Here is a 13357-nt window from a genome sequence, read left to right on the forward strand (position 1 = left end):
CTATGCCTGAGTTGTGGGTGTTATCGTGCATATTACTTGCCTTAGTCGCCGCCTTAATGGCGGGACTATGGACACCCGCTGCGCTATTTTTTATTGCATCGTTAACCACCTACCTGCTGGGCATGGTGGAGCTTGAAACTGCGCTTTCGAGTTTTACTAATGCCAGCTTAGTCACCTTAGTGCTGCTTATCATGTCGACGGCAGCGCTAGAGAAAACATCACTGCTAGGCAAATTGAGTCAAGTGGTGGGGCGAGGCTCATTGGCATCGACCATGGCAAAGCTGGGGTTTTCCACCGCCTTGCTGTCATCTTTTACCAATAACACCGCCGTAGTCGCTTCGCTGATTGCTGTAGTGCGTCGCAATCAAGCGCATGCACCAGCTAAGTTGCTACTACCACTGTCTTATGCGGCGATTTTAGGGGGCACCTTAACCCTGATTGGCACTTCGACAAACTTGATCGTCAACTCCTTTGTGGAGAACGCGGGCTTAGTGCCACTAGGCTTTTTTGAGTTCTCTATGATAGGCATAGTGATTGTCACTGCTGGCGTGGGTTTATTGGTGCTATTGGCCAACTTGCTACCCGATAGACGTGATGAGAGTTTAGAAGAATCCTTGCCCTACTTGCTCGAAGCTAGAGTGGCGAAAGAGTCCAAGCTGATAGGCAAGAGCGTGCAAGATAATCGCTTACGTGCGCTTAAAAAGCTTTACTTGGTTGAACTTGAGCGCAGCGGTATTCGCATCTGTCCGGTGCCACCACACTTAGTGCTGCAAAGCGAAGATGTTTTGCGCTTTAGTGGCGCGGTAGAGTCGGTTGAATTACTGCATCAGTTTGACGGGCTCGAGTGGTTTGGTAAGCAGCAGGCAAAGGGGCAGAACTTAGTTGAAGCGGTGCTTGCACCTAGTTCTAGTCTGGTTGGACGCTCATTAAAAGATTCGACCTTTAGAGAGAAGTTTGACGGCGCAGTATTGGCTATTCGCCGAGGTCATCATCCGCTAAAAGGCGGGTTGGGAGACATCGAGCTTCAAGCGGGGGATGTGTTGCTAATTACCCCTGGAGATAGCTTTAGCAGTAATACTAAGTTGGCATCAGAATTTGCCGCCGTGAGTGGCTTAGATTTGAGTGTAAGACTCGACCCTCGCCGCAGCAAATGGGTGTTAGCTGGCTTTTTAGTGACGATTTTTGCCAGCCTCATCGGTGTCTTACCTTTAGTTAAGGGACTTATTTTGCTGCTGATGAGCTATATCGCCATAGGAGCGGTGAGTTTATCAGAGCTTAAAAGGCGATTTCCTTTTGAGCTGGTGGTGATAGTCGGTAGCGCGCTAAGTCTGGCAAACCTGATGTTATCGACCGGACTTGCCGATGATATTGCCACATTTATATTAGGCGCGATTAATGGCTACGGGGTATTTGCAGCGTTTGTGGCGGTGTATTTTATGACACTGATCCTAACAGAGCTCATTACTAACAATGCCGCAGCGGCGCTGGCTTTTCCGGTCGCCTATGCTATCGCCTTGAATTACGGCGTCGATACTCGGCCGTTTATTTTGGCTGTGGTATTTGGTGCCAGTGCTAGCTTTATTTCGCCCTATGGTTATCAGACCAACTTAATGGTCTATAACGCAGGCAATTATCGATTCAGTGATTTTGTACGTGTTGGACTGCCGTTGTCACTGCTGTACTCGGCAATCGTGTTGTTATTAGTACCCGTGTTTTTTCCATTTTAGTTTTTCTCCATCTAGGGATTAGCTAAATAGACAAATGCTTGGATGGTGTGAGCGCATCTAGTTGGCTATTGTATAGATTATATTTTTGGAGTTTTTTATGTCTGATATCGTTTGGCACCAGCATAGTATTGATAAACAGTCTCGGGCAGACCAGAAAGGTCAAAACCCAATCTTGTTATGGTTTACTGGGCTGTCAGGCTCAGGGAAATCCACCCTCGCAGGCGCATTAGAGCGTGCATTATTCGACGCGGGCTTTCACACTTACCTACTCGATGGCGATAACGTGCGCCACGGCCTGTGCAAAGATCTTGGCTTTAGCGCGGATGATCGCGATGAGAACCTGCGCCGCGTTGGTGAGGTCGCCAAGCTTATGGTCGATGCCGGCCTTGTTGTATTGTCAGCCTTTATCTCGCCAACACGGGAAGAGCGTGAGCGCGTACGTGCATTATTTGATGAAGGCCAATTTATCGAGGTGCATGTGTCGACGCCGATTGAAGTGTGTGAAGCCCGTGATCCTAAAGGCTTATACAGTAAGGCTCGCGCGGGAGAGATTAAGAACTTCACTGGGATCTCGGCGCCCTACGAAACCCCTACAGCCGCAGAGCTGACCATAGATACCAGCAAAGGGGACTTAGCCACTCAGGTGAGTGCATTGCTAGATTACCTCGCAGCGATACAAGTGATTGATTCAGAGAAGCTAAAAAAAGTGGTTTAGCTTCTCAACCGCTAGAACTCTTGAATGACAAAAACCACCTGTTTCTAGGTGGTTTTTGACGTTTTAAAGGATAAAACCTGTCTATCAAATTGTTACAGGTATGAGTTATTCAATCTTAAAGTCACGGGCAAACAGGGCTCGCATCGCCTTGATATAGCTTTTATCGGTATTGAAGGGAATAAGCTGTGCTAGCTCGTCGCCGATAGGAGTAAAACGGTAATAGCTGAAAAATAGCTGGCCGCTTTTAGGGGTGAGTTTGAGTTTTAAATCACTCAAGGAGAAACTTATCGGCGTCTTATTGCTAAGCAGGCCGGTCTCTAATTCGCTGCGATGTAAGATCCCCGCCTCGACTAAGGTCAGAATATTAGAGTAGGGCAGGCCAAACTGCGATAAGCCAATATTGCTCGGTGTTGGTTTCTTGAATAGTTGACCTAAGCCTCCAGCATGTTTACAGCCGATAATCAGCTTTAGGCGCGTCTCATTGTTGACCAGTACCGACATAGCGAGCGCTTTCTCTAAGATCTGCGCCTCTTTATGGGTCAATTGTTTGAGGGTGCTTAAGGTGCGCAGGCTAAAGTGGCCTGGTGAGGTAATTTCATTAGCTAAAATCCGTCCCCACAAGTCTTGCATTTTACGATTATGAATTTGCTCGGCCAGCTTAAAAAACTGGTGCGCCCAATCGGGATCTAAGTCCACTCCGGTCACGTCGGACGGGGTGTGGCTGATGGCGATCTTGTAGATGATTTCAAGGTTTTCTTGATACTGACACGCCAACTTCTGCGCCCTAAAGGCGGCGCGCTCACTAATGGAAGCGTTACTGGCGCGATAGTCATCTTCACTGGCTAAACCTAACATACGCCCAAGCAGCAAGGCCTTCTTACGGGCTGATACGTCCGAGGTCTTACCGCTGTCTTTTAATGTCGATTTGACTGTCTGTTTAGTTGTGTCTGCTACTGTCTCAACCATGGTCTTATCATCACCATCAACAAGTTATGCTTGTTGTTATCAGGGCGTTCTATGACTATCTTTTTGATAATCCGCTAATTTATAGAGTCGGCTCTAGTTTGCACTACTTTGCCAAAGTGTGCGACTTCATCGCCTCGCTGTGGGTGGCGGGGCACATTAATTGCCAGCAGTAGTGAGCAAGCCGCAAAGCCTGCGCCGATATAAAATACCATTTCAGGCGAGCTTAGCCATAAGAGTCCGAGCAAGGCTGGGATAATCACTGCGGCAATATGATTGATAGTGAAGCTGACTGACATAGTCGCGGCAATATCTTTAGGATCGGCAATTTTTTGGAAATAAGTCTTAACCGCAATGGCCATAGCAAATAGCAGGTGGTCAATAACATAGAGTGCAGCGGCAAACTCGGCATGCTCCACTAACGCATAGCTGATAAATACTGCAATTAAGCCAATATATTCGATTGTCAGTGCGTTACGCTCGCCAATTCTACCGATAAAGCGTCCGATAGCGGGGGCAAACATCAAATTGACGACATAGTTAATCAGGAATAGCGAGGTGATCTGGGTGATGCTATAGCCAAACTTCTCCACCATCATGAAGCCTGCAAATACCATAAATATCTGCCGTCTCGCGCCGGAGAAAAAGGTCAGCATATAGTAGAGCCAATAGCGTTTTCTTAGCAGTAACTTCTTATGTTGCACTTCACCTTGGCTAAAGTTAGGAAAATATTGCCACACACTGAACACCATGAGTAACCCAAGGCTGCCAATAATGGCGTACATCCATCGATAATCGAGTTTTAACCAGCTCATGATAAGCCAGATACTGGCATAGCCACCGAGTGCTGCAGCACTGCGCCATGCTAAAGCGCGGCCTAAAAATGCTGGGGCATCTTTTTTATCGACCCACTGTAGCGTGAGTGACTGATTGACGGTTTCAAAGTAATGAAAGCCGACAGACATCAATACGGTAGTGATATATAGCCCTAGCACTTGTGGGAAAAAACCAGTAATGGCCACGCCGATACACAAGACTGCAAGTGAGAGCAGGGCAAAGGCTTGCTCACGTATAAGCAGTAATACAAACACGGCGGTAAATGCGAGAAAGCCGGGCACCTCACGTAAACTCTGCAGTATGCCAATCTCAGCGCCAGTAAATTGCGCTCGCTCGATAACAAAGTTATTCAGCAGTGCCTGCCATACGGCAAAAACCAAGGACATAATAAATGTCATCCATAGCAGGAGTTTTTGTGGGTCGTTCTTCATCTAACTATCCCTGTTTTATCGTGGTGCTGCACTGCAAATCAGCGAGCTGAATCTAGCGGCTTTAATAATGATGCAGTATACCCAGTTCAGTTTTGATAATGATACAAGTATGGCGAGAATTAGTACTGCGCAAAGTTTATGACGCTTTAGTCGCGCTGACTTAGCACCAGCCGTTTATCAGAGGCTTGTATTGTTTGTTGAGCATAAGTCGTTAATGTAGGTTTTGTAAGGTAAATGTAAAGATTAATGTAAATCATTCTCATTTAGGTTACTTTATCCGCGAATTTAGGGGGAGCGGTCAATATCAAACTATTGGCTGCACAGAATCAAAATGAGAGCCGTTTATGAAATCCTTTTCCAAGCATGCCAAGTTGAACATGTTAGCGATGACCATCGCCAGCGTGTTTAGTGCCAATGCTATGTCAGCGACCGACCCAGAGGCGTTAGCCGATGCCATAGCCAAACAAGAGGCTGAGCTCACAGCGTTAAAGACTCAGTTGCAACAACTGGCTTTGCAGCAACTTTTGCAGCAAGAGCAGCAACAAGCTCAAGCAGAGCTACAGCAAGCCGAGAACCAGCAAGCAGTTAACGACGCCAAGTCGACGCAAAGCGCTTGGGACAAATTTTCATTTAAGTCTTACGGCAGCGTGATTTATACCAGTGACGAGTATTACGACAATGTGCAGGACACCTCTCCTGAGCGCCGTAGTCGCTTCGATCTTGAGCGCATTGTGACCGAGTTTGGTTATCAGTTTAATGACCAATGGGACATGGAAGTTGAAATTGAGTATGAGCATGGCGGTACTGGCTCCGCGTTAGAATATGACGGTTTTGATGAGTTTGGCGAGTTTGAAGCCGAGGTGGAAGCTGGCGGCGAAGTGATGATCGAAAAAGCGCAGATCCGCTACCGTCCAAGTGAGTCCTTTGGAGTTAAATTCGGTAATATCCACCTGCCAGTTGGACTAAGCAGTACGCTGCATAAACCTAGCCAGTATCTAACGGTGCAGCGCCATAAGAGTGAAGCGGCAATGCTACCCGCTGTTTGGAACGAGAACGGTATTGGGGTTTTTGGTGAAGTAGAGAACTTCCATTATCAGGCACAAGTGGTTAGCGGCTTAAACTCTGAATACTTCCGCACCTATGACTGGGTAGCGTCAGGCCATCAGAAACGTTTTGAGCACGTGAATGCTGACGATCTCGCCTATGTGGTGCGTCTCGACTATGGCAGTTTTAAAACAGGCTCGGCAATTGGTGCCTCCTATTATTACGGCAACACCAGTGGTAATCGCCATAAGACCAATAAGCTAAGTGCAGACGGCACAGTTGAGATCTTATCTATTGCGGCTGCATTTGTTGAAGGCCCGTGGATCTTACGTGGGCAGTATCTTTACGGCACGCTGAGTGACAGCGACGCCATCACTCAGGCTAACAAAACTACACCTGGGCTTAAGCCGGGTAACTTCGCCCAACTGGGGTCAAAATCTGAAGCTTTCTTTGTTGAAGCTGGGGTTGACCTTGGCCAGTTCACATCCGTGCCTATCACTGTTTTTGCCAATATCGATTACTCAAACCCACTGAAAGAGGTGGAAACAGGTACAGCGACAAAACGCTATGAAAATACTTGGATTAGCGCCGGTGTTAACTACTTCCCCATTCCTGAAATTGTGATTAAGGCTGAAGCTGGCGTACAGCAAGTGGCAGTTGCATCCATCCCCGATACCCACTTTTTTGCCTTAGGCGTTGGTTACCAGTTTTCAATTTAATTTAATGACTTAATACATGGAGTTTTCAATGAAACATTTTACTCAATCAGTGGTAGCCATCGCGCTTATTTCTACATTAGCAGCTTGTGGCGGTTCAGGCTCAGACGATACCCCAGTTGTTGTACCTGAAACAGGCTTTAGCTTTTCGGCTACTGAGATGGTGACCAACCTTACTGACGATGTGATCGTGGCGGGCTATTCGAACTTAGCTGTCCGTGGGGAGGCGATGCTGCAAGCAACGCAAACACTGGTTTCAACTCCAACTCAAGCGAATTTAGAGGCAGCACAAGAAGCATGGAAAGCGGCGCGTCAACCGTGGGAGCAAGGAGAGTCGCATATCTTTGGTCCAGTCGACTCACTCGGCATCGATCCGCACCTTGATAGCTGGCCGCTAAACACCACAGACTTGACCACAGTGCTGGCCAATAGCACAGGTTTTGATGCCGAAACCATCAAAGGTTGGAACGATGATGTGCAGGGGTTCCACACCATGGAATACCTTTTGTTTGGTGACGGTGTTACCGACAACACTAAGACCATTAGCGAGCTAACAGTGAACGAGCGCGACTATTTGATGGGGCTAGCTGAAGTGTTTCGCGATTACACCAAGACACTCGATGATGCGTGGCAGGTGAGTCACGACGGCCAAACAGGCAAGGCTTACGCTGAACTCATTAAAAATCCGGGCACAGATGGCAATACCTTCTACAGCTCAGAAGTGGGTGTGGTTGAAGAGTTGGTTAACGGCATGATTGGCATTGTCGATGAGGTAGGTAACGGTAAGATTGCCGACCCATTTGGTGAGTCGTTGGCTAAAGCCGATACATCTAAGGTTGAGTCTCAGTACTCTTGGAACTCTCTTACCGACTTTAGTGACAACATCAAAGGCGTGCGCAACGTTTACCTAGGTGAGCTAGAGGGCAATGCGGACAAACAAGGGATTATCGATTTTGTTGCTGCGGCTAACCCTGAGCTGGCTACGCGAGTAAAGACTGAGATTGACGATGCCATCAGTAAAATTGATGCGATAGCCGGCGATAACAATATGCCTTTTCGCCAAGCTATTTCAGATACTGATGGCCGAGTACGTATTCAAACGGCTGTCGATGCACTCACTAAGTTACAAGCGAGCTTAGAATCCGATGTGTTACCACTGCTTAAAGAGTGGAATATCTAAACCGTCTGAGTTTAAGGAGGCCAATAGGCCTCCTTTTTTATTCGGATAATTCCCTTGGTTTTTAAGTGGGTAAATTCACGCTTGGGGAAGTAAGCCATTTTAAAATACTGTGTGTGGAACTGCAGATGACAATTGAACTAAATAGAGAAAATAGCCCAGAATTTACAGCAAGATTACTTAGCGGCTTAGTCTTGTTAGGCGTCGTAAGCTTAAGTGCTTGTGGTGGCTCAGGTGATGATGAAACGCCAAAACCAGAACAGAAAATTTACCCTGCTTATACTGACATTAAGGCCACGGGCGGCGATACCACTACCTTCGATGCGTCAGAGTCTGGTCATGGCTTTTCAACGCCAGCACCCAATTTAAGTGATGATGAGTTAGCGCTGCACCTTGCAGGGGACTTAAGCTTTGAAACCGCCTTTACCACGGCGCCTAACAGCGCGCACCCAGAGCTAGATGGTCTTGGGCCGGTATTTAATAATGCCGATTGTAACTCCTGCCATCAGCGTGATGGCCGTAACTCAACCCCTATTCTGCCAGCGGGTAAAACACGAATTAAGCTAGGTTCAGATGCGGGCATATTTTTAAGAATTAGCCAGGCCCCAAATGAGCCTTGTATCGCGGGCACGGCGGCTAACGATTATTGCGCCCCTATTCCTGTGGCAGATTTTGGTGGGCAATTGTTTCACCGTGGTGTGCTGCAAGCCCGCGATGATTGGCAGCAGAATCAGTTTATTGGTCAGGCCGATGTCTATCTGTCATATGAAACTAAGCAGGTCACCTATAGTGATGGCACGAGTGTGACACTGAAAAAACCGCTGTTTAATGTGGAAAATCCATACGATGCGCCAGGAGAGAGTATGGCGAGCGCTAACCTAACCTCTAACTTACTGCAAGATGACGTGCTCATGGGGTGGCGAAACGGTATGCCTGTGTTTGGTTTAGGCTTGCTAGAGGCTATCTCGGAGGCGGATATTCTAGCGAATGTCGATGCTTTAGATAGCGATAACGACGGTATATCAGGGCGAGCTAACTATGTCTTCGATGCGATTAAAGCTAAAGCGGGTGACACTCATCCAGTATCGCTAGGCCGCTTCGGTTGGAAGGCGAATACTCCTAGTGTGCGAGTGCAGTCGCTAGGGGCGCTGCGCGGTGACATGGGGATCACTAACCCATTATTTCCGGATGAGAGTATTGCAGGCACTGCGCTACATGACTCCTATTTAGCGCGCACAGGCTTTGTCGATACCGGAGCAGGCGTTGATGGAGAGCCAGAAGCTAGCGCCGAGTTTAGTGATTCAGTGGTGTTTTACGCCGAAACCTTAGCCGTCCCAGCTAGGCGTAATGTCGATGATCTTGATGTTCGAGAGGGGGCAAGGTTGTTCAAGCAGTTAAACTGCACCGGTTGCCATACGCCAAGCTTTGTCACTCAGGCGTCGGGTACTATCGGTGGTATGCAAATGAGCGAGGGCCATAAGAGTCAAACCATCTATCCATTTACCGATATGTTGCTGCACGATATGGGTGATGAGTTGGCCGACGGTCGCCCGGATTTTTTAGCTGATGGTAACGAGTGGCGCACGCGTCCATTGTGGGGGATTGGCCTGACACAAACTGTTAATCCGCAAGCGGGTTTCTTGCACGATGGCCGCGCTGCGACCTTGGAAGAGGCTATCTTATGGCACGGTGGCGAGGCGCAAAAAAGTCAGCAAGATTTTATGGCATTAACGGCGGATGAGCGTACGCAAGTTATTGATTTCTTGATGTCCCTATAACGAAATAGCTATTTATTCAACCACGTTGGCCATACGGTAAAAAACACAGAGATTTCCTTAAGATGGGAGTCTCTGTGTTTGTTTTGTGAGGTAGGTAAAGCAAATTGGCTTTCTAGCAGCGCACCTCGTGATCTGTTTCATGTAATCTTCTCGTTAAATACCCTATGATTTATTGATTGATTTCATTCATTTCATTTTGATCCTCAGGGGGATGTCTGGTGAGCAAAATTCTTATCGTTTACTCTAGCGTACATGGCCAGACGCGCAAAATTTGTGCTTATTTAGAAGATAAACTAAAAGCGGTTGGTAACTGTGTTACCGCAGTGAATATTGCAGATAAAGTCGACTTAGGTGAGTTTGACAAAATCATTATCGGGGCGAGTATCCGCCACGGTAAGCATAACCCTGCCGTTTATGACTTTATTGAGGCGCATCAGGCAGAGTTAGAGCAAAAACCAAGTAGCTTTTTCTCGGTTAGCTTAGTTGCGCGTAAACCATTAAAGAATACCGCAGAGACTAACCCCTATATGCGCGCCTTTTTTGAAAAGTCGCCTTGGGTGCCTGATATTGCCGAAGTGTTTGGTGGCAACCTGAATTACCCTAGTTATGGCGCGATGGATAGAAACATTATTCGTTTTATTATGTGGATCACTAAAGGTCCAACAGCTGCTGATACAAATATTGAATATACCGACTGGAATAAGGTTGATGCTTACATCGACTCTATTCATCAATTGGTGGTCACGGCTTAAGCAGAGGAAGAGATATGGCGCAGTCTATGTTTAAACGCTTAGCGAGAAAGTATATCGATTTGCAGCATGTGCTTATCATTGTTATCAGCGCCTATCTTATTTTTACCAGCGGCTCGATATTGATTGGGCGCCAGTTACGCACCCATGCCTCTTTTTGGGATCAGAGCCATGTTTATCTAGGGTTAATAGGTGCTTTTTTATCAATTACCTTTCTCATCACGACCTGCCTTAAGGGCAAATGGCGTCAGTATTTTCCTTGGTTGATTGCTGACCTCTCTCAGCTTAAGAGTGACATTCTAGGACTCTTTAAAGGCAAGATCCCAATTGCTGGTGGCCGCGGCCTGTTTAGCGTGGTCGAGGGCATTGGCATGTTGCTGTTCTTAGGCGTTGGCCTTACAGGTATCGCCTGGTTTGCGACTCAAGGGAGCACCGACGCGCTGATGTGGCGAGGCTACCATATTCAACTAGCACAAGGTTTTATCGGCTTTATCGTATTACATGCCGTGTTTGCCTGTTTGCATCTATTGGATTTTATTAGAAACTAATCAAGCCTCAAGCCTGTTTGAATACAAATTTGGTTAGCCTTCGAATGCAGGCTGATTACATTTATTGAATTGGTGCTATAGGAGTGCTCATTCTAAATAACCCATCTTTTGCCCCCCTTCAATCACTGACACCCAGCTTAAATGGCAGGATTTGCGTCCTCCTACTAATATTTAGTGAATGCTGAAGTAGGAGGTTGTTATGCCCCGCGCCAGAAGTACGCTCATTAGTTTGGAAGATACGCCTTATTACCATTGCTGTAGCCGTGTGGTTCGCCGTGCTTATCTGTGCGGAGATGACAAATATACAGGAAGGAATTACGACCACCGCCGTGGCTGGGTTGAAGCGCAGATATTGAAATTAACACAGGTATTTGCGATTGACGTTGCCGCCTATGCAGTGATGAGTAATCATCTTCATCTGGTACTTTATATTGACCTCGAGACAGTTAACGCTTGGTCAGATAGAGAAGTCGTTGAGCAGTGGCATAAGCTGTTTAATGGTACTGAATTAACACAAAAATTTACCAAAGGTAATGTGATTGATGAGTGCAAGGTTGTGTCACTAAAACACCTCATTGCGACTTACCGGTCACGCCTAAGTGATATCAGTTGGTTTATGAGGTGTTTAAATGAACCGATTGCAAGGCAAGCCAATTTTGAAGACAACTGCACAGGACATTTTTGGGAAGGACGCTTTAAGTCACAAGCGTTACTCGATGAAGCAGCAGTACTTGCCTGTATGGCCTATGTTGAGCTAAACCCTATCCGCGCCAAGATGGCTAAGACGCCAGAAAAGTCAGACTACACCAGCTTACAATTACGAGTTAAAGCTGCATTAAAGGGTAAGCAGCCCGCTAAACTGTTGCCCTTTATTGGTAACGAGAAAAAACAGCAATCAAAAGGGATTAACTTTTCGCTTCAAGATTACTTAACACTTGTTGATGAAACGGGTCGAATCATTCGTGATGACAAACGAGGGGGGATTTCTGCTCATGCAGAAAAGATACTGAGTAGGCTCAATATTCCAAGTGCTAACTGGATAAAAACCACCTCAGAGTTTGGCAAACTGTTTCATGGGCCTGTAGGTACTCTGCAGGAGTTAACTCACTATTGTGAACACTTAGAGAAGCGACGACGGCACTTCGTGCACTGCTGCGAGTATCTTCAGGCAAGCTAAGTCAAGCCAGTCATCCGTTCATTTAGTTTATAGAGTCACTCTATGGGCTAATTCTCTTCGTTTAAACCCCACCATTTTACACTTCAAACTTTACCAATTCGTATTTTTTGTCGCCTTTAGCACCCAACAAAAGATGTGAGCCGACAATTTACTCTACCTCTTGAAGGCTATTGGTGAAAGTAGCATTATCTTGCTAATTTATAATGGGTGGCACTATATTTTAATTCTTGAAGGCTATTGGTGAAAGTAGCATTATCTTGCTAATTTATAATGGGTGGCACTATATTTTAGCTCTCTTAGCATAAAGATATAGCGAGTCAGTATTGGCTTATGTTGATTTGCTAAATCAGATTGGAACTCTGGGTAAAACAATGCTTTCAAATGGGTAGGTTTTTCTTTAACTTAACGAGTATGAAGTTAAAGGAACTAACTAAGGATTCGCTTTGAAGCCAACCGTTATTCACCTTATCGATGATAACAAGCTTGGTGGCGTCAATTTGGCGCTAGAGAGTCTGGCAGCCTCAAAGTTGAATCAAGAGTTTGAGTTTAAGTTAATTAATAGACATTTCTCTTTGCCCTCCTTTAGGCGCTACGCCGCCGATATTATAGTGGTCCATGCGGCATTGAGTTGGCGCAAACTTCCCGCTTTGTTCGCGCTAAAACTGGCAAATTTGGGCACGCCTATTCTCTACCAAGAACATCATTATAGCCGTGAGTTCGTGGCTCAGTGCGTATCGCATTCTAGACGTTTCTATAGCATGCTTAAGCTAGGTTACAGCCTGATGGACAAAGTATTGTTGGTGTCGCAAGCACAAGTTTGCTGGCTAGATGAGCTTAAGATTCTCAGAGTAGATAAAAGAGTATGCCTAGGTCAGGCAAAAGAGTTGAGCCAGTTTAGAGCCTTGCCAGAAAGGCCCCGTAGAGCATGCTCTTCACCGCTTAAGCTGCTTGCGTATGGGCGATTAAGTCGGCAAAAGGGCTTCGATCTGTTGATAAAGGCAATGGCAAAGTTACCGGCTGACAGGGTCAGCTTGACCTTGGCTGGAGAGGGCGAGCTGCGACAACCTTTGTCTGAACTCGCGGCATCTTTACCCCAGGTTCGTTTAATCGGTGAGGTGCAAGATGTGCCGCAATTTTTAGACTCTGGCGATGTGGTGGTTATTCCTTCTCGTTGGGAGCCATTTGGCTTGGCTTGCTTAGAAGCGATTGCCGCTGGTAAGCCAGTGATCTTAACGGGTGTTGATGGGTTGGGGGAGCAAGTTCAATGGCTCAACCAAAATGGTAGCGGCTATCAGTTAATCAATGAGTTATCTGTTGAAGGGATAGAAAGGGCTATTACCCAAGTTTTAAATGCTGAGCCGTTGCAGGTTAATCAAGAGCAGCGAGAATTGAGTGAACAGGCCTGGCAGAAAATGCTGAATAACTGGCAGCGAGTATTATGTGAGGCGCTGTCTAGCAGGCAGAATCAGCAGATCAAAAAAAGGCGCTAATTAGC

At 46.6% G+C, this 13357-nt stretch carries 11 protein-coding genes; 9 read left to right on the plus strand and 2 right to left on the minus strand.

Annotated features, from left to right (window positions below; genetic code table 11):
- The first annotated feature begins 2 nt into the window (after positions 1–2).
- Complete coding sequence (locus K5Q73_RS02235; protein WP_220758803.1) at positions 3–1727, plus strand: SLC13 family permease; 1725 nt, start codon at positions 3–5, stop codon at positions 1725–1727.
- 97 nt (positions 1728–1824) lie between these two features.
- Positions 1825–2442: an adenylyl-sulfate kinase gene (gene cysC / locus K5Q73_RS02240; RefSeq protein ID WP_220758802.1), complete on the plus strand. Its 618-nt coding sequence runs from the start codon at positions 1825–1827 to the stop codon at positions 2440–2442.
- Positions 2443–2547: 105 nt separating this feature from the next.
- Here the strand turns inward: cysC and K5Q73_RS02245 are convergent, their stop codons facing one another.
- A complete protein-coding gene (locus K5Q73_RS02245) occupies positions 2548–3408 on the minus strand; it encodes a TIGR03899 family protein (RefSeq protein WP_220758801.1) in 861 nt (286 codons plus the stop codon).
- Between the two features lie 74 nt (positions 3409–3482).
- Positions 3483–4673, minus strand: coding sequence for an MFS transporter (locus K5Q73_RS02250; RefSeq protein ID WP_220758800.1), 1191 nt, complete (start codon positions 4671–4673; stop codon positions 3483–3485).
- Positions 4674–5017: 344 nt separating this feature from the next.
- On the opposite strand from K5Q73_RS02250, the gene K5Q73_RS02255 reads away from it, so the two are divergent.
- The 7 genes from K5Q73_RS02255 to K5Q73_RS02285 all read left to right on the plus strand — a co-directional run bounded on the left by K5Q73_RS02255 (position 5018) and on the right by K5Q73_RS02285 (position 13352).
- Positions 5018–6436 (plus strand): hypothetical protein, encoded by a 1419-nt coding sequence (locus K5Q73_RS02255; protein ID WP_220758799.1) that lies wholly within the window; start codon positions 5018–5020, stop codon positions 6434–6436.
- A gap of 28 nt (positions 6437–6464) precedes the next feature.
- Positions 6465–7613, plus strand: a complete 1149-nt coding sequence (locus K5Q73_RS02260; RefSeq protein ID WP_220758798.1) for an imelysin family protein — start codon at positions 6465–6467, stop codon at positions 7611–7613.
- A 125-nt stretch (positions 7614–7738) separates the two neighbouring features.
- Positions 7739–9388: a di-heme oxidoredictase family protein gene (locus tag K5Q73_RS02265; protein WP_259650664.1), complete on the plus strand. Its 1650-nt coding sequence runs from the start codon at positions 7739–7741 to the stop codon at positions 9386–9388.
- Positions 9389–9606: 218 nt separating this feature from the next.
- Positions 9607–10140, plus strand: a complete 534-nt coding sequence (hemG, locus tag K5Q73_RS02270; protein ID WP_220758797.1) for a menaquinone-dependent protoporphyrinogen IX dehydrogenase — start codon at positions 9607–9609, stop codon at positions 10138–10140.
- 14 nt (positions 10141–10154) lie between these two features.
- The gene (locus K5Q73_RS02275; RefSeq protein WP_220758796.1) at positions 10155–10685 is read left to right on the plus strand and encodes a cytochrome b/b6 domain-containing protein; all 531 of its coding nucleotides are present in this window, start codon (positions 10155–10157) and stop codon (positions 10683–10685) included.
- A gap of 199 nt (positions 10686–10884) precedes the next feature.
- Positions 10885–11862: a transposase gene (locus K5Q73_RS02280; RefSeq protein WP_220758795.1), complete on the plus strand. Its 978-nt coding sequence runs from the start codon at positions 10885–10887 to the stop codon at positions 11860–11862.
- 443 nt (positions 11863–12305) lie between these two features.
- Positions 12306–13352: a glycosyltransferase family 4 protein gene (locus K5Q73_RS02285; protein ID WP_220758794.1), complete on the plus strand. Its 1047-nt coding sequence runs from the start codon at positions 12306–12308 to the stop codon at positions 13350–13352.
- Positions 13353–13357 lie beyond the last annotated feature (5 nt).

This window comes from Shewanella sp. MBTL60-112-B2 (genome assembly GCF_019655055.1).
Classification (GTDB): Bacteria; Pseudomonadota; Gammaproteobacteria; order Enterobacterales; family Shewanellaceae; genus Shewanella.